Here is a 23,643-nt window from a genome sequence, read left to right as displayed (position 1 = left end):
GAAGTTCCACGCCCGCCATTGGTTCCTTCACATTTTTTGCTAGGCCGAACGCCGTAGCGAGAGTCCTTTAGCCGCCCTGGCCGGCTAAACAATCGCATACCGCCTCAACGAGAGTCAAGGTCGCCCGAAAGGCCTAATACCGGCCGGTTCGACAAGCCCACTACCAGGGGTTCTCACTGTGTGCACAGGCGAATCCGGCTACGCGGCGCGCACGCCACAAGGTAACTGAAACGCGGTCCGTGACCATCTTGGAAATTGCGGATAGCGGATGACAGGATATGCCGGGCGCAATACCCCGAACGGCGCAAAGCCATCAAGGAGGACCTGGAGTGAATCCCGTGGACGTCGCCGACTACGCCGAGCACGCGAAAGCCACCCTCGCGGGCGATGTGCTCGGCTACCTCGACGGCGGGTCAGGCGCGGAGTGGACACTGCGCGAGAACACCGCCGCGTACCGCAGGATCCGGTTGCGGCCCAGGGTGCTGGTCGACGTCGGGTCGGTCGACACCGCGGTGGACCTGCTCGGTTCGTCGTTGGCCGCACCGCTGGGCGTCGCGCCGATGGCCTACCACGCGCTGGTGCACCCCGAGGCGGAACTGGCCACGGTCAAGGCGACCGGCGCGGCCGGGGCGCTGTTCGTGGCCAGCATGTTCGCCAGCACCGGCCTGGTCCGGATGGCCCAGGCGGCGACCGGTCCACTGTGGATGCAGCTGTACTGGCTGCGCGACCGCGGCGCCCTGCTCGAGCTGGTCGGACGGGTCGAGCAGGCGGGGTACCGGGCGCTGGTGCTGACCGTGGACGCGCCCAAGGTGGCCAGGCGGGCGCGGGACCTGCGCAGCGGGTTCACCCTCCCGCCGCACGTGCGCGCGGTGAACCTGGACGCGGAGCTGATGGCGGCCAGCCACGTCGCCGAGGCCGGGGTGTCGGCCATCGAACGGCACTCGCGCGAGCGCTTCGACCCGACGATCACCTGGTCGGACCTCGGCTGGCTTCGCGAACGCACCCGCCTCCCGCTGGTGCTCAAGGGAATCCTGGCTGGCGAGGACGCGCGGCTGGCCGCCGAGAACGGGGTGGACGCGGTGGTGGTGTCCAACCACGGCGGCAGGCAGCTCGACGGGGTGCCCGCCGCGGTGGACGCGCTGGCCGAGGTGGTCGACGCGGTGGCCGGTCGGCTGCCGGTGCTGGTCGACGGCGGCGTTCGGCGCGGGACGGACGTGCTCAAGGCGTTGGCGCTCGGAGCGGCAACGGTGCTGGTAGGACGGCCGGTGTTGTGGGGACTCGCGCACTCCGGGGCCGCCGGTGCCGAACACGTGCTGAGGTTGCTGCGGGAGGAGCTGGAAGAGGCCATGGCGCTGTGCGGTCGCCCGACGACGGTCGAGGTGGACCGGTCGGTGCTGGGTTGAGCTGATCACCCGGAGCGGCCCGCCCGGTGCGGGTGGTCGGCGAACGCGCCGCGCAACCGGGCCGCGGCGAGCGCGACGGCCTGGGCAGCGGCGGGCAGGACACCGAACATGGTGAAGAAGCCGTGCGCCATACCGGGGAACCGGGTCAGCTCGGTCGGCACGCCCGCCTCGGACAGCGCGCGGGCGTACGCCTCGCCCTCGTCGCGCAGCGGGTCGTACCCGGCGGTGATGATCGTCGCAGGTGGGAGGCCGCTGTGGTCGGTCGCGCGCAGCGGCGAGGCCAGCGGGTCGGCGCCGTCGTCGGGGGTGGCGAGGTAGTTGTCCCAGTACCAGGCGACGGAGTGCCGGTTGAACAGGTACCGGTCGGTGTTCTCCCGCAGCGACGGGGTGTCGGCGCCGTGGTCGGTGTTGGGGTAGACGAGGAGCTGGTGGGCGAGGTCGGGGCCGTTGTCCCTGGCCAGCAGGGTGACGGCGGCGGCGAGGTTGCCGCCCGCGCTGTCCCCGCCGACCGCGATGGGGCCCGCCCAGTCCTGCTGGGAGACCCACTCGGTGGCCGCGTGGCAGTCGTGGACGGCCGCCGGGAACCTGTGCTCGGGCGCCAACCGGTACCCGACCGCCACGGTGACACAGCCCGCGGCGTTCGTCATCCGACGGCATATGGCGTCGGCGGTGTCTATCGTGCCCAGCGTCCAACCGCCGCCGAAGAAGTAAACCAGCACGGGAGACGGCTCGGCCTCCTCGGTCGGCCGGTATATCCGCACCGGTATGCCGCGGGCGTCGGTGTCGACCACCGAGGCCACCGGCTCCGGGTCGCCCGCCGCGTCCTGGATGGACCGCAGGTCCTCGGCGCGGGCCTGCTCGAGGGTCAGCTCGTAGAGCGGGGTCGCCCGCCGCCGCTCGCGCTCGGCCCGGTACTGCTCCACCTGGGGGTCCAGGGTCATGCTCGTTCGTCTCCCACCCGAGCAGGCGCGGCCGTCCAGGCTCGACGGCCGCGCCGCGCTCACACCGCCGCGGGATCACACCCCGGCAGCGGCACCTGCTCGATACCGGGTCATCACACCTCGCGGACGTTGCGCATCAAGGTCACCTCCCCGAAGTCGATCATCGACGGGACCGCCGAATTCCGCGTGAGCATATGGCGACCCCGCGCGAGGAGTCGATACGCCAAAAGGCGCCAACCCCCGACTAGGCCGAATGGACACTCCATTGTCTGTCCTTTAAGGATGATCAACCCGAACGGTGCAACCCCCTGCTCCACCCGGCGCACACTCCCCCACCCCGCCCAGCCGACACCCCCGAACAGCCCAACCCACCCCCACGACCTGCCCGAACCCCTCGCACCCCCGTCCACCGTTCACCCTCCGGCCACCCTCGACCCACCCGGCATTTGTCCTAACTCGACAGTAAAGTCCTCTCTGGACATCATTGCTCTACATCAGACACTCCACAGTTGACACAGCGACCCCCTGTCCCCTCGGTCGGCACCACAGGGTCGACGAGGTGGTCGGATGATCGGGCTACCCCTCGGCAACAGAAGTCCGAGCGGGCCACGGGCGGCCGCGCGGCGCGGGATCCCTCGGCGGACGAGGGACCGGGAACGGGCACGTCGGCGGCAGCTCCGGAGAGGTCTGGACAACCCCACTGCATTGGTCTAGACAATAGGCAGCGGTGTCCCCCTGCGCACCGCGGTATCAGGGAGGTCGTGATGGCTCTCGGTTTACGACGCCGGCGTGGCGGGCGGGTGGTGGTGGCCGGGCTGGCCGCCGTCGCCGCGGTCGCGGCCGGCGTCCTCGCCGCCGGTCCCGCGGCGGCGGCCAACCTGCTCACCAACCCCGGGTTCGAGACCGGCACCACCGCGGGCTGGACCTGCGACTCGGGTGCCGTGGTGAGCACCCCGGTGCACTCCGGCTCGAACGCGCTGGCCTCCACGGCGGCGGGCGCGAAGAACGGCCGGTGCGCGCAGACGGTGTCCGTGCTGCCCAACACCAAGTACACGGTGTCGGCCTGGGTGCGCGGCAACCCGGTCTACCTCGGCATCACCGGCGGCGGCTCCACCTGGACCGCCGCGGCGAACTACACGCAGCTGTCCCTGTCGTTCACCAGCGCCGCCACCCAGACCTCCGCCGAGCTGTACGTGCACGGGTGGTACGGGGCGGGCACGTTCACCGTCGACGACCTCGTCCTCGACGGCCCCGGCGGTGGCGGCGACAACCCGGGCGGCGGTGCGCCCAGCGCGCCGGGCAACCCGTCCGTCGGCGCGGTCACCGCGAACTCGATCGCGCTGTCGTGGGGCGCGGCCACCGGGACCGTCACCGGCTACAAGGTGTACGAGGGCTCGGCGCTCAAGGCGACGGTCACCGGGACCTCGGCGACGATCAGCGGCCTCACCGCGTGCACGACGCACGGCTTCGCGGTGACGGCGTACAACGACAAGGGCGAGTCGGCGCGCAGCCAGGAGGCCAGTGCCACCACCCCCGGTTGCCCGGACACCGGTCTGCCCAAGCACGCGCTGATCGGCTACCTGCACGCCAGCTTCGCCAACGGCTCCGGCTACATCAAGATGGCGGACGTCCCGGACAGCTGGGACATCATCAACCTGTCCTTCGGCGAGCCGACCTCGGTGACCTCCGGCGACATCCGGTTCACCCAGTGCCCGGTGGCCGAGTGCCCCTCGGTGGAGAGCGAGGCGGACTTCATCGCCGCCATCCGCGCCAAGCAGGCCAAGGGCAAGAAGGTGCTGATCTCGATCGGCGGCCAGAACGGCCAGGTGCAGCTGACCTCGACCGCGGCGCGGGACAAGTTCGTCTCGTCGGTCTCGGCGATCATCGACAAGTACGGCCTCGACGGGCTCGACGTCGACTTCGAGGGCCACTCGCTGTACCTGAACTCCGGCGACAAGGACTTCCGCAACCCGACCACGCCGGTCGTGGTGAACCTGATCGCGGCGCTGAAGACGCTGAAGGCCAAGTACGGCGCCAAGTTCGTGCTGACCATGGCCCCGGAGACCTTCTTCGTCCAGGTCGGCTACCAGTTCTACGGCGGCACCAGCGCGGGTGACAACCGCACCGGGTCGTACCTGCCGGTCATCCACGCGCTGCGCGACGCGCTGACCGTGCTGCACGTGCAGGACTACAACTCCGGGCCGGTCACCGGGCTGGACAACCAGTACCACACGATGGGTGGCGCGGACTTCCACATCGCGATGACCGACATGCTCAGGGCCGGGTTCCCGGTGGCCAACACCGGGTTCACCTTCCCCGGTCTGCGCGACGACCAGCTCGGCTTCGGCGTCCCGGCCGCGGTCAGCGCCGGGAACGGGCACACCGCGCCCGCCGCCGTCCAGCAGGCGTTGACGTGCCTGGTCAAGGGGCAGGGCTGTGGCAGCTACACGCTGCGCGGCGGGACGTCGCCGAACCTGCGCGGGCTGATGACCTGGTCGATCAACTGGGACAGGTACTACAACTGGGAGTTCCAGAACGCCCACCGGCCGTTCCTCAACGCCCTGCCGTAGCCGCGGCGAGCGAGGACTGACGTGATGGCCCACCTCTCGTGCCCGGGGTGGGCCATCACCTTTCCGGCACCGTCTCGTCGGGGTTCCGTGGTACCCATGGAGCCATGACACCCCGTCGGCGGCGCCGCGCGACCACCCAGGCGGTGGTCGCGGTGCTGTTCGCCGCGCTCGCCGTCGGGTTGGTGCTGTTATTCGGGCCGCGGGCGTTCGCGCTGTCGGGCTTCACCGGCGAGCGGGGGACGGTCGCGGTCGTGGAGTGCGGGCCCCGGCTGTGCCAGGGCGAGTTCACCCCGGACGGCTCGCGCATGACGATGGTGCGGGTGAGCGTCGGGGACGTGCACGGCATCGCGCCCGGCCAGTTCATCACCGTCTACCGCGACGGGGACATCGCCAGCCAGCGCGTGCCGTGGCGGCTGGTGCTGATGGTGGGGGCGCTGCTCATGGGGGTCGCGGCGCTGGGGGTGATCGCGGTGTCGCTGTGGTTGCGGGCGGTGCGGCGGGAACCGTGGGAGACGTGGGAGGTGCTCGGCCGGGGGTTCACGACGGCCCTGGGGGTCGGCGTCCCGGCGTTGGTGCTGGCCCTGGTGCTGTACGTCCTGCGGTGATGGCGCCATACTCCGCCTCTACCAGGAGCGGAGGCACGGGTGCTGAGGGTCGTCCGGGGTGTGGCCGCGATCGGTCTCGCGGTGGGGTCGGTGCTGCTGTTCCTCATCTCCTGGCAAGCCGCCCTCACCAGCGCCGGCTACCGCGGCGACCCTGGGACGTACCAGATCGAAAGGTGCACGACCCAGTCGACACCGGACGGCGACGTCCACCGGTGCACGGGCACCTTCTCCCCCGCCGACTCGACCGCCGCGGTCGGGACCCCCAGCCTGGCCCCCGCCAGGGAGCTGCATCCACCGGGCACCCGCCTGGACGTCCGCCGAGTCGGTGACCAGGTCTTCCTCCCCTCCCAGACCATCGCCGCCGTCAGCTTCCCACTCTTGGTGGCGGTCGCCGCGTTCGTCCTCGGCCTCGCCCTCCACCTCGGTTCCCTCACCATCGCCGACGACGACTGGCGCCTCGGCACCGCCGCGATGTGGTCGCTGACCACCTCGGCTATCGCGGCGGCCCTGGGTGTCCTGGGTGTACTCGGGGTGCTGGTCTTCGGCTGACACCTCGGGCCGCTGACCTCACGTGGCTCCTTGTTCGGGCGGGAGCCAGCTGAGGCGGACCGTGGCGCGGGCGAACTCCCTGGTGTGCAGGGCGGCGGTCAGCCAGGCGGTGGGGAAGGCGTCGGTGGGGTCGGGGATGGCTCGGCCGAAGGGGTCTCGGGCCCGGGTGCGGGCGGTGGTGGCGAGGGTGTCGAGCAAGCCTGCGGTGGCGGTGAGGCCTGCTCTGGCGAGGGTCGCGGCGTCACGGGTGGTGGAGGGGAGGGCGGCGACAGGGCGGCCGCCGAGGACTACGCGGTCGACGACGGTCGCCAGCAAGCCCGATGGGGGCGGCTCGACGGCGGGCGCGGGCAGCGGCGCGGCAGGCACGCCCGGCGGCAGGTGGGATCGTTGGAGGCGGTCGATGGTCAGGTCGACGTGCCCGGTGACGGCCAGTTCCCCGGCGGCGGCCAGCGCGACGGCGGTGGTGGGGCGGTCCGGGACCAGGCGGGCGACCACGCGCAGCGGCATTCCCGGGCGCTCGCCGAGCAGGCGCAGGTTGTCCCTGGCCGCGTCGGTGGCACCGAGGAGATCGATGTCGCCGGTGTCGAGCCGCAGCCGCAGCGCGGTCTTGGTAGCGCCGCTGACCACACCGCTGAGGAACAACAGGTCCTGCCCGGTGTGGAACGCTCGGGTGAGCTGGTCCGCCAAGGGCTCGTCCCACAGGCCCGCCACCGGCTGCTCGTCCCAGGTCGCCCCGGCAGCCGCCACGGCCCGGACCGCCTTACCCGCGCCAAGTCGCCGGTCCGGCGCGGCCGTCGCCCCGGACAGCACCAACCCCGACCGCCCCAGCTGACGGTGGCTCAACCCCGTCTCCCCCATCGCGACCGGCCCGTCCGCCGCGATGACAATCCGTTCCGCACCACCGGGGTACACCGACGGCACCGTCCACAGTGTCCGGTCAGCGTCCACGACGTGGGTGACGACCCCGGCGTACCCCGACGAGGTGAGCACCGCCTCCGTGCACAACCCGTACAACCGCAACGCCCCGACCGGCTGGTACTCGCGTCGCGCGGTCCCCCGCAGTGCCACCGGGTCCCCGATCCCGGACCGCAGGTCGTGGCACACCAGCATCACCTCGGTGAGGTCATCGGCCACCGTCTCCCGATCGAACGACGACGCCCCCGCCTTCGCCGCGGCGAGCCCGGTCGCGATCCGCACGCCGCCCGCCGCCGCCCGGTGCAGGCCGACCAACCGAGCGCCGTGCACCGCCCGCAACAACTCGCTCCGGACAACCGCGCCGCTCCCGGTCACCCCCACCCGCAGGATCTCCGCGCACGCCCCCCACAGCACCTCCGCGGCCGCCCGCTCACCCCGCCTCTCCCCCGCCACGACGTCGTCCTCTTGCTCGACAACATCAGCCACATCCGCCCGCGCCTGCCCCTCGACAACGGACGCGACCGCCACCGCGATCCCCCGGTGTAGACACTTCGGCGCCAGCAAACACGAGCACACCAGCTCATCGGCGCTGATCAACACTCCGCTGTGGAGCGTCCAGCTCAGCACCGTGTCGGCATCGATGCGCACACTCGCCGCGTCGCCGACCACCTCGACACCCCATTCCCGCGCCCGGTCGAGTGCCCCGTCGATCCGCTTGCGCAACCGCGGCGGCAACGCGTCCAGCACCGCGGGCACCACCTCCGGCGCCACCGGGGGAACCGTCATCCCCACACCCCCTCCAGCCGACCGGATCGCACGAGACCCGCGACCACCACCGTCCCGGCACGAGAACGCCGAGCATCCACCGTGAGCGTCATCATCCGCGGACCTTCTCCCCCACCCAGTTGGCCAGTTCCAGCGGGCTCAGCGCGGCGATGGGCATGCCCGCGGCGACCAGACCCGCGGCGATGGCCGTGGAGTACCGGGCGGTGCCGGTGTCGTCGAGGCTGGCGCAGCCGAGCAGGGACACACCGGTGGCGGTGAGTTCCTTGACCTGCGCCAGCAGCGGGCCGAGGGGACCGCCCTCCTCGAAGTCGCTGATCAGGATGACCAGGGTGCGGTCGGGGACGGTGACCAGGCCGCGGGCGTGGCGGAGGGCGCCCGCGATGTCGGTGCCGCCGCCCACGCTGACCTCCAGGAGCAGGGCCAGCGGGTCGTCGACGTGGTCGGTGAGGTCGATGACCTCGGTGGAGAACGCGAGGAAGTGCGTGCTCAGCGCCGGGACGCCCGCGAAGACGGCGGCGGTGAGCGCCGACCACACCGTCGAAGCCTCCATGGAGCCGGACACGTCGACGACCAGGACCAGGCGCCAGTCACTGGTGCGCCGGGCCTTGCCGCGGAAGACGGGCCGGTCGGGCAGCACGATCACCCGGCCGTCGTGGCCGCGCCGGGCGGTGGCGAGGTTCGCGCGCACGGTCCGGCGCAGGTCGAGCCCACCGCCCGGGCGCCTGCTCGGCACCGGCAGCGAGATCCCGGTCAGCGCCGGGCGCAACCGGACCGCGAGCTGTGCGGTCAGCTCCCGCACCAGCCGCGCCACCAGCGGCCGCAGCCGGGCCACCGTGGCCTCCGGGAGACCGCCGGACAGCGCGAGCACCGTGCGCAGCAGGTCGACCGAGGGCCGGACCGAGTCCGGGTCGATCTGCAGCGCCGCGTCCACCCGGCCGCCCTCGACGGCCGCGGCGAGCACCTCTTCCCGGACCCGGGTGCCGAACAGCTCGCCCAGTTCCGCCGCCCACTCCCGGGTGTTCGGGAACGGGGTGCCGCCACCACCGCCGATGCCGTGCCGGTCCGCGCCCTCCCCTCTGTCCATTCCGTACAGTTCGTCCAACGCGGCCGCGTAGCGCCGAGCCGAGCCGTCGGCCTGGTCGTCGCGCGAGCCCAGCACCAACCGCCATCTGGTCACCGGCGGGATCCCTTGGTGCACAACGGGTTCCTGGCCATCCTTGGACGGCGGAGCGGTGAAGTGGCCGTGGTGGAGCCCGTGCGCGGCGAGGACCGCAAGCGCGGCGTGCTCGGCCTCGACCCAGCGGGCCATCAGCTCGGGGTCGAGCGCGGTGTCGATCCGGACGCCGGTGTGCTGCTCGACGACGTCGGTGATCCGCCTGCGGGGCGTGGGGCCGATGGTCGCGAACGCGGCACGCAGGGTCGGCAGGCGGTCGAGGAACTGGCGGTCGGTCAGCGCGCCGACCCGGTCGAGCAGCGGGGTCAACGCCTCCGGGGCCTCCAGCAGCGGCTCGGCGGCGGCCAGGGCCCCGGTGAGGAACCCGCGCAGCGTGTCCCGGCCCGAGGTCGTGGTGGCATTGTCGACCAGAGAGGCGGCGCGGTCGCCCAGGTCGCCGGGTGGCAGGAGGCCGAGCAGGACCCGGGTGGCCGCCGCGGCGCCCGCGATCAGCGGGGCGCCGTCGTCGGTGAGGCGGCGCAGGGCCGAGGCGAGGCGCAGGCCGGTGCCGTGCGCGTCGTGGCGTTGGCCGAGCTCGACCAGCGACCGGGCGTCGGCGGCGGAGTCGGACCCGGCGAGTCCGTCGAGCTGGGCGACGGCGGCCGTCTCCAGGGTGCGGGGCAGGTCGGCGTCGAGCCTGTCGCCGCCGGGGAGGTGACCCGCGCGGAGCCGGTCCAGCAGGTCGAGGGCGGCCAGCAACTCGCTCAGCGTCGCCGAGGTGGGCAGCACGATCGCGGCATCGGTGAGGATGTCGCCGAGCAGGTGGTCAAGTCCGCACCGCGCCGCGTCAGCGAGATCGGTGACCACGTCGCGCGCGGTATGCCCGTCACGCTCGGCTCTCCGTGCCCGCAACCGACCAGCGGCCGCCAACGGGAGCGTCGGACCCCACAGTCCCGCGACAGGGAGGGTGGCCGCGGTCGCGGGCGTCCAGGTGGCTGTCCACCGGGTGGTGATCGCGTCTGCGCCACCGACACCGACCGTACCCGTGCTCTCGGCGTAAGGGACACCGAGCAGTGTCAACCGGTTCAGTGTGACCTCACGGCGAGCGTCACGGTCAGAGCGTGCCGGATCAAGCCGCAGGTCGACCTGGTCGCGGTTGTCCGGGTTCGGCAACCGCAGCTCGGCGAGCAGCGCCTCGACCGAGGGCGCCAGTCCCGACCTGGGTGTGCCGGGCGCGAGCCCGCCGGTGCGCTTGCCGACCAGGACGTCACCGGCGGCCCTGGCCACGACCCGCCCACGCCCCAGCGGTTCGGCGTGGGTCAGCACGGTCTGGATCGCCTCGACGACCTCGCTGCGCCCCGGCGCGGGCAGGCCGCGCAACCGGGCGAGGTCGACGGCCAGCCGCAACGCCTCGCGGGCCTCGCCGGGTCCCGCGGGGTGGCCGAGTTCGCGGACCCGGACGCAGACCCGCACGATCACCTCGGCGGCAGCGGCCTCGACACCATCGGGATCACCCGCGGCCGCCAGGACTGCCTGCTGCCACTCGGGATCGCGGATGCCCGCCGGGTAGCCGGACCGCTCGTCGAGCATCGCGAAGGTGTACGGCACCAGCGACGTGATCACCTCACGCCCGCTGGCCGGTTCTTGCTCGATCGGCTCGCCACCGAGCAGGGCGGCCGCGTGGTACGACCCGATCACCGCCGCGCACGGCCGATCACCGGTGTCGGCGATGACCTGCCGCATCCACGCCTCGCGGCGCAGGTCGAACGGGTCGACGGTGCCATCGGTGCGCAGCGCCCACCCGACGTAGAGCGCGGTGCGCCGGATCGCTTCCGGGGTCTGCCCTGGCGCGGCAGCCTCCACGAGCCGGTCCCACAGGTCGTCCCCGTCGCGGCCGGTTACCTTGTGCCGCAGGGCATCGGCTAGAGGCGTCGCCGAGGCTGCCCGCTCCTGGTAGCGGTCACCTTGACGGGACAGCGGAAGGTCGCAGGTCTTGACCTCGACTCCCGCTCTTACCGCCCAGCGGATCGCGGCCAGCTCCGGGGAGAAGTCGGCGAACGGGTAGAACGCCAGCCCGCCGCCGTCACGTCCGGCGCCGGACAGCGCCACCGGCGCGCTCAACCCCGGTTCGGCCAGGTGGGGCAACCACTCCCCCATCTCCTCGGGCAGCTCGACCAGGACGACCTCGGGTGCGGCGGCCTCCAGCAGCGCGGGCACCACCGCGGCGACCGCCGGGGAGTGGTGCCGCACGCCGATCAGGTACGGCAGGCGGTGCGCGGCGAGCGCGTCCAGCGCGGCGTCAGCACCCGGCTGGCCCGTGTCCGTGCCCCGCTGACCCGTGTCCCCGTCCGGCTCGCCGGTGTTCCTCGGGGACCGTCCGGTGTCCTGGTCCGACCCGCTACTGGTCGAGGACATCGCGCAGGTCCCAGAGGCGGCGCCAGGTGTGGGTGCCGGACTCGGCGCGGCGGCGGACCGCGCCGTCCCAGTAGGCGAGCAGCCGGGCCGCGTCGGTCGGGTCGTCCTTGCGGACGACGCCGAGCAGGTGGCCGGGCAGCAGCGACAACGGGTCGCGGTCGCTGGTGAAGTACGCGTTCGCCAGGCCGAGGGAGGTCGCGACGGACACGGCCTCCGCGGTGCTCATGACCGTGGTGGGCCGCTCGACCGCCCAGCCCTCCACCGACGTCCCGTTGCGCAGGTCGCGGAACGCGGTGACCAGGGCCTCGAGCACCACGTCGTCGATGGCGAACGGCGCCTCGACCCGGTCGAGCGCGGCCGTGGCCTGCCTGCGGACCAGCGCCGTCTCGGCGGCGAGGTCACCGATCGGGCCGACCGCCTCGAAGTTGAACCGGCGCTTGAGCGCCGCCGACATCTCGGACACACCGCGGTCGCGCAGGTTGGCGGTCGCGATCACGGTGAAGCCGGGCGCGGCGTGCACGGTGGCGTCATCGGTGCCGGACAGCTCGGGCACGGCGATGCGCCGGTCGGACAGGATCGACACCAGCGCGTCCTGCACCTCGGGCAGACACCGGGTGACTTCCTCGATGCGCACGACGCCGCCGGTGCGCATGGCGGTGAGCACCGGCGACGGCACCAACGCCCGAGCGCTCGGCCCCTCGGCGAGCAGCAGGGCGTAGTTCCAGCCGTAGCGCAGCTGGTCCTCGGTGGTCCCCGCCGTTCCCTGGACCACCAGCTGGCTGGTGCCCGACACGGCCGCGGCCAGCAGCTCGGACAGCATGGACTTGGCGGTACCCGGTTCGCCGACGAGCAGCAGCCCGCGCTCCCCGGCCAGGGTGATGACGGCGCGTTCCACCAGCGCCCGCTCGCCGACGAACTTCGGGCTGATCGCCAACCTGGACGGCAGACCGGCGACGGCCTTGGGCAGGATCAACGCCTCGCTGCCCATCACGAAGGTGACGGCAGCGCGGGGCGTCAGCAGCCACCCCGGCGGTTTGCGGCCAGTGTCGTAGGCGGCGAGGAACGCCAACTCCTCGCGGTACGCGTCCTCGGCTGGTTCGACCTGCCGGGTCTTCGGCTCGGTCATCGCCGCCGCCCGGTGCGGAGTTCCTCGTAGCCGGGCGCGTCGCCGGTGGTGGCCCGGGACCACGCCCGGGCGAACAGGTCGGCGAGGGGTTCCCGGGCGGCGATCACGCCGCGCGGGGTGTCGGTGAAGCCGAACATCGCGGTTTTCCACGTCTCCAGAGGTAGGTGGGGTGCGGCGAGCGCGAGCCAGCCGCCGGGGAGGAACAGGGACCGGCCCGCCCTGGTGCGTTTCGCGGTCACGACCAGGTCGGTCTCGGCGAGCGCCGCGCGGGCCTTGCGCGACCGCGCCGGTGTCCAGCCGGTCCAGCGAGCCACGTTGGCATCCGTCGGGTCCGGTAGCGCCAACAGTTGCAGGTAGAGCGATGCGGCGTCCTCATCCAAGCCGTGCTGCTCGACGGCCTCCTTCACCAGGTGCGGTACGGAGAAAGTCGGATCCTGGTAGTAGGAGCCCGCGTCGCCCGCGGAGGGCACCGCGCACGCGGCGACGACTCCGTCAGCGGCGATCAGGTCCAAGGCAGCCACAACGTGCTGCGACTCGGTCATCTCGGCGACAGCGACTAAGAGGTCCCGGTCATGCTGACCGAGCCGTCCTGGCCACAGCATCAGGTAGGACCACCGGGCGGCACTGGTGAGGGTGAGCCAGTCACGCACCTTGACGGTGTCCGCGGGCTCGGGCAACTCCACCCCCAGCAGCGCGCGCACGGCGGACTCGTCGACCATGTTGCCGAGCGACACCGCGAAGTCGGGGTGCGCCACCCGCTGCCGCACCAGGGCCAGTGACTCGGCCACGGTCGCGCGGTGCGGCGACGACGCGGGCAGCCGCTGCGCGAGCCACAGCAGGACCTGCGGCACGTCGTACAGGTCGGCGCCGTGGAACCCGTCCGCGTTGCGGGAGACCAGCTTGTCGCCGTCGAGCCGCATCTCCGCGTCCCTGACCAGCACCGAGGTGCCCGGGTTGAGCACGGCGACGACCCGGTCGGCGGGGCCGCGCAGCGGAAGCCTGGCCGCCTCCACGAGCACGTCGTCGGGCACCGGTCGGGACCGGCCGACCGCCTCGACCCACACCCGGGCCACCGCGGCGACGTCCGGGCCCGTGTCCCACAGCGCGCCGGGCAGCGTCGGGGTGGTCGCGGCCAGCAAACGCCTGCGCAGGTGGGGGTCGATGTTCTTCATGCGCTGCTTGGCGGCCTTCGCACCCGGCAGCGACAACCCCAGCAGGGCGCGGTTCTCGGTGCTGATGAACGTCGAGGCCCACATGTCGACGCCGGGCAGTCCGGCGAGCAGGTAGGCGGCTTCCGCGCTGCCCATCCCGGTCTCCTCGACCAACGCCGTCACCGCTTCCGGGCGCCACGGCACGGCACCGTCGCGGTCCAGCAGGCGCAGGAACTCCTCGATCCACTCGCGACCGAGGGCGGTCGGCACCTCCTCGCCGTGCGCGAGGGACCAGTCGCGTGGCAGGTCGAACTGCCCCGGCTTCCTGGTGTACTGCAGGGCGGTCGCCTCGCGGCCGTACCACCCGCCGTCGACCACGACGATGAACCCGTCGCGCACCGGGATCACGTGGTGGCGGTCGATGGAGACCTTCTCCGGCAGCCGCACCATCGCCCGCCGCCACCGGCCCGGCTGGTCGAGGACACCGCTGTCCGCGGTCCACCGCAGCACGTGCGCCAGCGTGGCCCGCTCGGTCTCCGGGGTGACCGGGGACGCGGCGCGCTGCACCAGCAGACCGAGGTGCGGCAGGGCGTCGACCCAGTCCGAGGCCAGCGGCCCCGGCAGCGGTCCGGCGTCCGGTGTGGACCGACCGGCGGCGGCGCGCAGGGCGTCGAGTGCGGCGGGCATCGTGGTGGCGGCGCCGGTCGGCCGACCGCTCTCGTAGCGGCCGAAGTGGTTGAGCGCGGCGTTGACCTCGTCCTCGGTCACCACCGGCCCGGTGCCGACGAGCCAGTCGCCCTGCTCGCGCGCCGCCTTGGCGATGTCGCCGAAGGCGCGCAGCCGCACGAGGTGCTCGGCGGCCATGCGCACGACACCGACCACCCCCGCCACCAGCGCGGGGTGGCTGAGGCCGGGCAGACCCGCGAGCACCGCCTTGGCGACCCTGTCCTGCTTGCCCGCCCGCAGCGCCGAGAACACCGCGCGCACAGCGGACTCACCGTCGCCGTCCCGCTCGGCGACCGCGGCCTTGAGCATCTTCTCGACGGCGCCCCGGCTCACCGCGCGCAGGGCCGCCGACCCGGCCTCGTCCCGCGGGCGCAGCACGTGCCACCAGTGCAGCGGCACCACCAGCGGTGTCCCCTCCGCGTAGTCGGGGTGGTGCGCGCCATCGGACACCCTGGCCAGGACCTCGCCCTCGGCGTCGAGCAGGCGCTGGGCGCCGTACTCGCGCACCACGGCGACGCGGCTGCCCGGCAGGTCGAGCAGGGCGCTCACCTGGTGCGGGGAATTGATCCGGCGGCCGTCGATGCCCTCGCCGGTCCACGTCCCATCGGCCTCTTGCCGCAGCCGCCACCCGTGCAGGCCGCCCGCGGCCCCCAGCGGACTCGACTCCGTGCCGGGCGCGGTGGGCCTGAGGTCGCACTTGAGCAGTTCCAGGCGGGCGCCCTCGGCGGCGAAGTCGTCGAGGAACGCCGGACGCCCCACCCGACCGGTCGCGCCGGTGGCGGGATCGACCTGGAACCATTCCCAGGTGGTGCCGTAGCGCGCGGACCAGACGGTGGAACCGTCGCCGAAAGCCGCTCTAGGCTCAGGAAGCCTGGTGTCACCCGGGTGCACCGCTCGCTTGCCGGTGAACCTGCCGCCGCCGGGCAGCGCGATGGACGCGTTGGCGCCAACGCGGTTCCAGACGTTCAACTCGCCGGGCTCGAACTGCTTGGCCGGGTTGTCCGCCCAGTAGGCGAGGATCCCGTCCGGACCGCGCCAGTTGACCAGCAGCCCGCCGTCGAACCAGTGCGCGGTGGCCGAGTAGGACCACTGGCTCCGGGCGTCGGCCGGGATCCGCGCGGTGTGCTCGGCGAGCACACCGTCCGGGCCGACCGCCACGAAGTGGTCCTGCTTGCCCAGCACCAGCGCGGGCCACCCCTCGCCGACGACCTCGACGTGGTGCTTGGTCCGGGTCAGGTACGCCTCGGCCGCCTCGTCGAGCGCTGGCCAGCCGAGTTCGTCGAGGAGACCGGCCCTGAGTGTGCGCTGCAACGCCGCCACGACATCGGTCGCGGCGAGGGTGTCGGCGGCCTCGGGGACATCGGTGAACGCGTACGGGGTGCCGAGCACCGCGAACTCCTGCACCGCGTCCGCGAGGCCCTGCACCGTCTTCCTCGGCGCGGCGGCGCGGGTGGTGAGCAGGTCGCGCAGGGCGGCGCGCAGACCGGGCACGGCCATGACCGCGCGCACCTGCTCGATGTCGGCGACCTTGCCCCGGTTGGACTGCCGGAGGTAGTTGACCACCTGCGACCCCAGCCGGGACCCGAGTTCCCCGCCCGCCACCGCGGCGAGGTCGCGGCGGCCGGGGCCGTCGTCGGCGATCCACTGGCGCAGGCCCATGTCGAGCGGTTCGGTGCCGAGCCGCAGCGGGACCCCGTTGGCCAGCAACAGGTCGAGCAGGTCGAGTTCGACGTCGTCGCGGCGGGCGACCACCGCGACCGGCTCCGCGTCGGCGACCAGCCTGCCGACCATGGCCGCGACCAGGGTGAGCAGCGCCTGGCTGCGGGCGGGCGCCTGCCAGTCGCTCCACCGCGCGGCGACGATCTCCCCCAGCCACCCGGCGGGGGTGGTGGACACGGTCGGGTCGGGCGGGCCGGTGAGCGCCCCGGTCGCGCCGCCCGCGGTGAGGATGTCCAGCCAGGTGTCGGTGGTGCCGCGCTGGCGGGGCACGAACGCCAGCAGCCGGGCCCGGATCCCGGGTTCCTCGGCGGCCAGCGCGACGAGCGAGTCGCGGTAGGACTTCCAGAACCCGGTGGCGGCCCGCGAGATCGACGCGGTGCCGAGGATCTCGCGCAGCACCCACTTGTCCTCGGTGCGCAGGTCCAGCTTCGCGGCCTTGGCGAGCCTGCGCAGGTCCTCGGGCATGCCCGCGTGCGGCGGCAGTCCGCCGCGGACCCGCTCCACGCACAGGGTGCGGAACCGCCCGTACGCCTCGGCGGGCGGGAACCGGCGGGCCAGGTCCTTCGCGTGCGCGGTCAACGCCTTCGCGGGCAGCACCCCGGCGAAGGCGAACTCCAGGAACACCGACCGGACGCGTTCGCCGTCGATGGCGAGGTCGTGGACCTGCTCGGCCTCGCGCGCCTTGCCGAACATCGTCGCCGCGTAGGTCGCGTTGCCGTGCCTGAGGAAGATCCGCGCGGCCTCTTCGTAGAAGGTCGGCAGGAAGTGCGGCGCCGAGCGGCCCAGCATCGTCGCCAGGTCGGCGAAACCGTCCTTGGCGGAGCCCGCCTTGGACTTCGCCACCCGGTCCAGCCGCTCGATGTCCTTGACCAGCGCCAGCGCGTGCCGCGCGTTGCCGGGGTCGTGGATCAGCGCCCACGCCGGGAACCCCAGCGCCGAGCGCCGCGCCACACCGACCGGGACGGTGCTCACCGGCGCCGCGAACCCCAGGTACTGCGCTGTCAGATCCTCGGCGACCCCCAGCACCTCCGGCACCAGCCGCACCACGACCCGGTCCTCGAGGGCCGGGTGTTCGTAGTGCCTGGCCACCAGGGTGTCCCGGTCGCCGCCCGCGCTCACGCCCGGCAGTACCGCGCCCGCGGCCACCAGTGCGGCTTCGGTGCCCATCCGCCTGCCCCCACCTCATCGTCCGAAGTGGAGGGAACCATTCCGACCACTCACGCAGAGGGTAGCGGCGGGCACCGACAGTCGCGTCGAGTTGTGCACAGGCCCAGGTCAGCGGGCGGGAAGCTCCAGTGCCCAGCGGTAGGCCTGGACGAGTCCGGTGTGGAAACCCGAGGCGGAGCCCCAGAGGAACAGCCGGAAGTGCCGGTACAGCGGCTCGCCCCAGGTGCGGATGACGTGCTCCCGGTTGGCGTCGAGCTTTTCGGCCCAGATCTTGCAGGTGAGGTAGTAGTTGTGGCGCTCGTCGTCCACTGACACGAGGTCGAACGGCGACTTCGCCACGTGCCGCAGGTAGTCGTGCAGCAGCAGAGGGCTCGACACACCCGGGTAGATGTACCGGCTCATGAACGTGGACACGCGGTGCTTGGCGCGCATCGCCAACGCGTCCAGGTAGACCCGCCCGCCCGGCTTCAGCAGCTCTTCGTACTTGGCCAGCGACCTGGCGTAGTCGGGCAGGTGCTCGGTGACACCCATGTTGACCACGGCGTCGTACTTCACGCCGGGCGAGTACTCGAAGACGTGCTGCCGCAACACCTGGCAGGGCAGGCCCTCGCGGGCGATGAGGTCCTTGAGGTAGAGCTCCGAGGGCTCGGACAGGGTCAGGGTGGTGACCTCGATGCCCTTGCGGCCCGCGTGTTCGACGAACGCGCCCCATCCGCCGCCGACCTCGAGCACGGTGTCGCCGGGGTTGAGGCCGAGCTGCTCGATCGCCAGGTCCATCTTGCGGGTCATGGCGTCCTCGATGGGCTCGTCGTCCGATTTGAACGAACCCTGGGTGTAGCAGCGGTGCCGCTCGTCCAAGAAGGACAGGAAGAACTCCGGGTCGCGGTCGTAGTGCGCGGTGATGGACCGGCGGTCGTGCTCGGTCTTACCGCGCACCACGGCGGGCAGGAACCTGTTGGCGTAAGAGATCGGGTGGAAGTCGCCGAAGAACTTGCGCACCTCGAGCGCGGTCAAGATGTCGCCCTCGATATCGATGTTGCCGTCGAGGTAGGCGAGACCGACCTGCACCTGGTCGAGGGAGTTCAACGCCGACATGCCCGCGTTGTTGTTGGCCACCAGGGTGAACACCGGTTCGCCCGACCCCAGCGTGCGCCCGTCCCCGGTCGGCGGCTGGACGCGGAAGGGCACCTCGTCCCGCTTGCGGAAGTACGTACGGTAGCGCCGCCCGAAGGCGCCCCAGTCGGCTTTCTGCCCCGTCACGCGGCCAGACTAGCAGCGGCCACCGACGGCCCACCACGGTTCTCGGGGTGGCTCAGCCCGCGATCGCGTCGAGTTCGGCCAGGTCGGCGGGGGTGAGCGCGAGGTCACCCGCGGCGAGGTTCTGCTCGAGGTGGGCGACGGTCTTGGTGCCGGGGATGAGCAGGATGTTGGGGGACCTGGCGAGCAGCCAGGCGAGCGCGACCTGCCGGTCGGTGGCCCCGTGCCTGGCCGCCACGGTGTGCAGGACCTCGGCCTGGATCGGCTGGAACCCACCGAGCGGGAAGAACGGCACGTAGGCGATCCCGAGCCGGTTGGTCTCCTCGATCACCGGGTCGTCCGCGCGCTCGGTGACGTTGTAGAGGTTCTGGACACACGCGACCGGCGCGATCTCGCGGGCTTTCGCGAGTTGCGCGGCCGTGACGTTGCTGACCCCCAACTCCCCTACCAACCCCTGTTCGCGTAGCGCGGCGAGAACGGCGAACGACTCCTCTAGCGGCGAGTCGTCCATCACGCGCAGGTTGACCACGTCGAGCCGGTCCACACCGAGACGGGTGAGGTTGTCGTGGACGGCGGAGCGCAGTTCGTCCGGCGCGAGGGCGGGCAGCCAGTTGCCCGTGTCGTCGCGACGGGCTCCGATCTTGGTGACGATCACCAGGTCCGCGGGGTACGGCCGCAGCGCGCGGGCGATGAGGTCGTTGACCACGTACGGGCCGTAGTAGTCGGAGGTGTCGATGTGGTCCACGCCGAGCTCGACCGCGCGGCGCAGCACGGCGACGGCGCCCTCGGGGTCGGCGGGCGGTCCGAAGACTCCCGGCCCGGCCAACTGCATGGCCCCGTACCCGATTCGCTTGACCCCTCGCAGCGCGCTCATGCCGTTCACTATGCCCGCTCGCGACCGGGCGTGTGCGGTCAACCGCGGTGCGGGAAGTGCGCGACGAGGGTGCTCCTGCCGTCGGAGTGGCGGAGCTGCACCTCATCGGCCAAGACGCGCAGGAGCGGTAGGTTGAATCCACCGTCGATGGGGTTGTTGCCCTGGGCCGGTAACTGCCACGAGCCGTCCTCGGCGACAGTGACGACGATCGTCTTGGCCTTCGCGTGCAGCGTCAGCGTCACCGCTCCGTCGTCGCCCTCTGGTCGGAACCGGTGGTCGATGGCGTTGGTCACGGCCTCGTCGGTCGCCATGACGATGTTGCGCGCGGTCTCGATGGCGACGCCGAAGTCGGCCAGCCAGACGCGGACGTGGTTGCGCACGGTGACGACGTGCTCGGCACGGGCCGGGAGCCGCACGGTGATGTGGTCGGCGGAAGACTCGGCCGTGACGGTCACGGGTGCTTCCATAGGGACCCCTGGACCGGGGACCTCGGTGGTCGGCGACCCGGTCTCCCCGGCGCCCGGTGCGGTCGACACCGTCTTACCTCCCTGCCAAGCAACGTGCACGTCACCGGATGAGTCGCCACCGGCAATGTAACTGTTACCGCCGGTTCATGATGCCGGTAGCGGCCCGTCCGGGGAAGAGGTCGCGCCCGCGCGATTCATGCGGAAAAGTCACCGGCGTGCGCGCGGACGAGCCGGGGACCGGGGAGATGGCCCGGCTGGTGCTGCGGTTCGACTGGTCCGCGACGCCGCTCGGAGCGCGTGAGTGCTGGTTGGAGCCGCTGCGCACGGCGGCGGGGATCGTGCTGGAGTCGCGCCACCCGATGCTGCTGCTGTGGGGTGAGCGGCTGACGATGCTCTACAACGACGCCTTCGTCCCGCTGGCCGGTGACCGGCACCCCGACGCGCTCGGCGGGTCGGGTCGGGAGGTGTTCGCCGAGGTCTGGCCCACGATCGGGCCGGTGGTGGAGCGGGTGCTCGAGACCGGCGAGGCCACCTGGGTCGACGACCAGCCGCTCGTGCTGAGCAGGCACGGGGCTGCCGTGGAGACCTTCTGGTCCTACTCGCACAGTCCGGTGCGGGACGGCCGCGGTCGGGTGGTCGGGGTGTTCAGCACCACGAACGACACGACGTCGCGGGTGGTGGCGGCCCGCAGGCTGGCGGCGCTGCGCGACCTGGGCGGGCTGCCGCGCTCGGCGGACAACTCGGTCGCGGCGGTGTGTTCGGCGGCGGCGCGGGTGCTGGCCGAGCACCACGCGGAAATCCCCTACGCGCTGTTCCACCTGGTCGAGCCGGACGGGTCGCTGCTGGTGGCGGCCGAGTGCGGGGCGGTTCCACCGGATCCGGGGCGGGCGGGGGCGGTCACGGCGGCCTGGCGCTCACGGGAGTCGATGCCACGCGGGATCAGCGAGCTGCTTGTGCCGTTGCAGCCGGGGAGTGGGAGTGACTCACCAGGAGTCTTGGCGCTAGGGCTCTCCGCGCACCGGGTGTTCGATAAGGACTATCAGGACTTCTTGGTCCTGGTGAGTGGCCAGGTGTCCGCGGCGGTGGGTGACGCGCGGGCCTACCAGGAGCAGCGTCGACAGATCGCGGACCTGGCCGAGCTGGATCGACTCAAGACCGAGTTCTTCGCCAACATCAGCCACGAGTTCCGGACGCCGTTGACGCTGATCACCGGAGAGACAGCGGACGCCGTGGCGGACGAGGTAGCACCGTTGGCACCTGCTCAGCGCGATCGGGCCGAGGTAGTGCTGCGCAACGCGGAGAGGCTGCGCAGGCTGGTCGATGACCTCTTGGACCTAGCGCGGCTGGAAGCGGGTGCCTTGACGGCGGATCCCACATGGACTGACCTGGCGGCGTTGACGGAGGAGGTATCGACCTCGTTCGCGCCCGCGGTGAGCAAGGCTGGTCTGGCCATGGTGCTGCGGTGCTCTCCCCTGCCCCGGTTGGTCGCGGTCGACCGCGGGATGTGGGAGAAGGTCGTGCTCAACCTGCTGTCGAACGCCGTCAAGTACACCCTGACCGGGCACATCGACGTGGAGCTGCTCGACCGGGGCGACAGCGTCGAGCTTGTGGTGAGGGACACCGGCGTGGGGGTGCGGGAGGAGGAGTTGCCTCAGCTGTTCACCCGGTTCCACCGGGCCGCGGACGGCCGGGGGCGGTCGTTCGAGGGGGCTGGGATCGGTCTGGCTCTAGTGGACGAACTGGTCAGGCTGCACGGTGGGTCTACCGGCGTGACGTCGACCGTGGGGCTGGGGAGCGCGTTCACGGTGCGCATCCCGTATGGGGAAGCAGCCGCCGAGGTAGGTACTACGCCGCCCGCGGGAGGGACCGCTCACCTGACCGAGGCCCTGCGGTGGTCGGATCCGGCGAACGAGCCGGTGTCACGTGCACCCAAGGACGCCCCGACGGTGTTGGTGGTCGATGACAACCCTGACCTGCGCCGGTTCGTGACCGCGCTGCTCAGTCCTACCTGGAAGGTCGTCCAGGCTCCGGATGGGGTGACCGCGTTGGCTCGGGTGGCGGAAGACGCCCCGGACCTGGTCTTGACCGACGTGATGATGCCGGGCATGAGCGGGTTCGAACTGCTCCACACCCTCCGCGCGGACCCTGCCACGGCAGAGCTACCTGTCGTGTTCCTGTCGGCGCGGGCCGGTGAGGACGCGGCGGTGGAGGCGCTGGACGCGGGCGCGGACGACTTCCTGCCCAAGCCGTTCTCCCCCGCCGAGCTGGTCGCGCGGATCCGGTCGAACCTGGAGCTGGCGAGGCTGCGGACGCGGGCGGCGCGGTTCCGCAAGACCTTGGTCGAGGCGTTGCAGGAGGGGTTCTTCCTGGCCGACGCGGCGGGCACGGTGATCGAGGCGAACACGGCGTTCGGGACGATCACCGGTTACCCGGCGAGCGGGGTGCCGTTCCGGTGGCCCTACCCGTGGCTGTCCGAGGGCGGCGACCGGCACAAGCAGGAGCGGGTGCACGAGCAGTTCCTGCGCCACGGCGGGGGCGAGTTCCTGTACCCGATCCGGCACCGCGACGGGCACCGGGTGTGGGTGTCGTCGCTGGTCGCGACGCTGCCGGACCGCACGGGGGCGGCGCGGATGTCGGTGGGGACGGTCCGCGACGTGACGGCGCGGGTCACCGCGACCAACCGCGAGGCGACCCTGGCGCGGTTCACCGGCGCGCTCGCGACGGCTGTGGACGTGGACGGGGTGCTGGGCGCCGGGCTGCCCGGGGTGGCCGAGGCGTTCGCGGCGTGGTCGGCGGCGGTGGTGCTGTGGCGCTCCGACACGCCTGACCCGCGCGTGGTGTCGTACCCGGTGTCGGTGACCTGGGACAGCTGGTCGTTCGAGCTGCGGCGGGCGATGGCGGACGCGGCGCGGCGGCGGGCGGGCGCGGTCGCCGAGGTCAGGGACGCGGCGGGGCCCGCGTTGGTGACGGCGCTGGGCGCGGCGGACGCGGTGCTCCTGGTGCGGCCCCGGTCGGCTCCGGACCCGGCGGACCGTTCGCTGTTCGCGTTGATGTCGCAGCACCTGGCGTTGGCGACCGCGCGGGCCCGCAGCTTCGACGAGACCCGAGGGGTGGCGCTGACACTGCAGCACGCCCTGCTCGGGCCGAGTGACCTACCGCCAGGGTTCGCCGTGCGGTACGAACCGGCGGTGTTGCCGCTAGAGGTCGGCGGTGACTGGTACGACGTGGTGCGGCTGCCTGGGGGTCGTATCGGGATCGTGGTGGGCGACTGTGTGGGCAATGGGCTCGCGGCGGCCGCGGTGATGGGTCAGCTACGGAGTGCGTGCCGCGCGTTGCTTCGCCAGTCGGGTAGCGCTGCCGACGCGTTGCGTCAGTTGGACGGCTACGCGGAGGACGTACCGGGCGCGAGTTGCACGACGGTCTTCTGCGGGATCGTTGATCCTGTCGCGGGCACAGTCACCTACAGCCGTGCCGGGCACCCGCCACCGGTGTTGCTCGCGCCTGACGGCAGTACCCGCGTGCTGGACGAGGCGGGCTCGCTCCCGTTGGCCGTCCTACCTGACGCCGACCGCGTGAACGCACAGACAGACCTGCCTCCGGGGTCCTTGGTGTTGCTCTACACCGATGGCCTCGTCGAACGCCGCGACGAACCCTGGGACGTCGGCTTGGACCGGCTCCGCGCCAGCCTGTCTACGCAGTCAGCCCCAGGGACTCCTCTTGCGGCGATCATCGACCGGGTGTTCGACGACCTCCGCCCGGCTTCCGGCTACGACGACGACGTCGCCGTAGTGGCCTACCGGTCACCAAAGGACCGCTGAC

General features: G+C 72.3%; 13 protein-coding genes. 5 read left to right on the top strand and 8 right to left on the bottom strand.

All coding sequences use genetic code 11. The annotated features are described in order from the left end of the window. Positions 1–329: 329 nt before the first annotated feature. Entirely contained in the window at positions 330–1,403 is a 1,074-nt protein-coding gene (locus tag BMY07_RS00710) for an alpha-hydroxy acid oxidase (protein ID WP_218150555.1), read from the top strand. 5 nt (positions 1,404–1,408) lie between these two features. On the opposite strand, the gene BMY07_RS00705 is transcribed toward BMY07_RS00710, so the two are convergent. Beyond that, positions 1,409–2,344 (bottom strand): alpha/beta hydrolase, encoded by a 936-nt coding sequence (locus tag BMY07_RS00705; protein ID WP_092774423.1) that lies wholly within the window; start codon positions 2,342–2,344, stop codon positions 1,409–1,411. A 764-nt stretch (positions 2,345–3,108) separates the two neighbouring features. Between BMY07_RS00705 and BMY07_RS00695 the strand changes: the two genes are divergently transcribed. The 3 genes from BMY07_RS00695 to BMY07_RS00685 all read left to right on the top strand — a co-directional run bounded on the left by BMY07_RS00695 (position 3,109) and on the right by BMY07_RS00685 (position 6,068). Further along, positions 3,109–4,914, top strand: a complete 1,806-nt coding sequence (locus BMY07_RS00695; RefSeq protein ID WP_092774421.1) for a chitinase — start codon at positions 3,109–3,111, stop codon at positions 4,912–4,914. A gap of 104 nt (positions 4,915–5,018) precedes the next feature. Further along, positions 5,019–5,519: a hypothetical protein gene (locus BMY07_RS00690; RefSeq protein WP_092774420.1), complete on the top strand. Its 501-nt coding sequence runs from the start codon at positions 5,019–5,021 to the stop codon at positions 5,517–5,519. A gap of 39 nt (positions 5,520–5,558) precedes the next feature. Beyond that, entirely contained in the window at positions 5,559–6,068 is a 510-nt protein-coding gene (locus BMY07_RS00685) for a hypothetical protein (RefSeq protein ID WP_092774419.1), read from the top strand. A gap of 18 nt (positions 6,069–6,086) precedes the next feature. Here the strand turns inward: BMY07_RS00685 and BMY07_RS00680 are convergent, their stop codons facing one another. The 7 genes from BMY07_RS00680 to BMY07_RS00650 all read right to left on the bottom strand — a co-directional run bounded on the left by BMY07_RS00680 (position 6,087) and on the right by BMY07_RS00650 (position 19,812). Beyond that, entirely contained in the window at positions 6,087–7,769 is a 1,683-nt protein-coding gene (locus BMY07_RS00680) for a hypothetical protein (protein WP_092774418.1), read from the bottom strand. A gap of 91 nt (positions 7,770–7,860) precedes the next feature. Beyond that, positions 7,861–11,337, bottom strand: coding sequence for a vWA domain-containing protein (locus BMY07_RS00675; RefSeq protein ID WP_092774417.1), 3,477 nt, complete (start codon positions 11,335–11,337; stop codon positions 7,861–7,863). Further along, positions 11,321–12,463: an ATP-binding protein gene (locus tag BMY07_RS00670; protein WP_092774416.1), complete on the bottom strand. Its 1,143-nt coding sequence runs from the start codon at positions 12,461–12,463 to the stop codon at positions 11,321–11,323. Before BMY07_RS00670 ends, BMY07_RS00675 begins: the two co-directional genes overlap by 17 nt. Continuing rightward, entirely contained in the window at positions 12,460–17,226 is a 4,767-nt protein-coding gene (locus BMY07_RS00665) for a hypothetical protein (protein WP_092774415.1), read from the bottom strand. Before BMY07_RS00665 ends, BMY07_RS00670 begins: the two co-directional genes overlap by 4 nt. 108 nt (positions 17,227–17,334) lie before the next feature. Continuing rightward, a complete protein-coding gene (locus tag BMY07_RS00660; RefSeq protein ID WP_092774414.1) occupies positions 17,335–18,486 on the bottom strand; it encodes a class I SAM-dependent methyltransferase in 1,152 nt (383 codons plus the stop codon). Positions 18,487–18,538: 52 nt separating this feature from the next. Further along, positions 18,539–19,357, bottom strand: coding sequence for an oxidoreductase (locus BMY07_RS00655; protein ID WP_092774906.1), 819 nt, complete (start codon positions 19,355–19,357; stop codon positions 18,539–18,541). Positions 19,358–19,395: 38 nt separating this feature from the next. Continuing rightward, positions 19,396–19,812, bottom strand: a complete 417-nt coding sequence (locus tag BMY07_RS00650) for an ATP-binding protein (RefSeq protein WP_177215365.1) — start codon at positions 19,810–19,812, stop codon at positions 19,396–19,398. A 227-nt stretch (positions 19,813–20,039) separates the two neighbouring features. Between BMY07_RS00650 and BMY07_RS00645 the strand changes: the two genes are divergently transcribed. Continuing rightward, entirely contained in the window at positions 20,040–23,642 is a 3,603-nt protein-coding gene (locus BMY07_RS00645) for a SpoIIE family protein phosphatase (protein ID WP_092774412.1), read from the top strand. The last annotated feature ends 1 nt before the right edge of the window (position 23,643 follow it).

This window comes from Actinokineospora terrae, assembly GCF_900111175.1.
GTDB classification, from domain to species: domain Bacteria; phylum Actinomycetota; class Actinomycetes; order Mycobacteriales; family Pseudonocardiaceae; genus Actinokineospora; species Actinokineospora terrae.
Note: the sequence above shows the minus strand (reverse complement) of the source record. Positions and strands in the feature narration are given on the sequence as shown.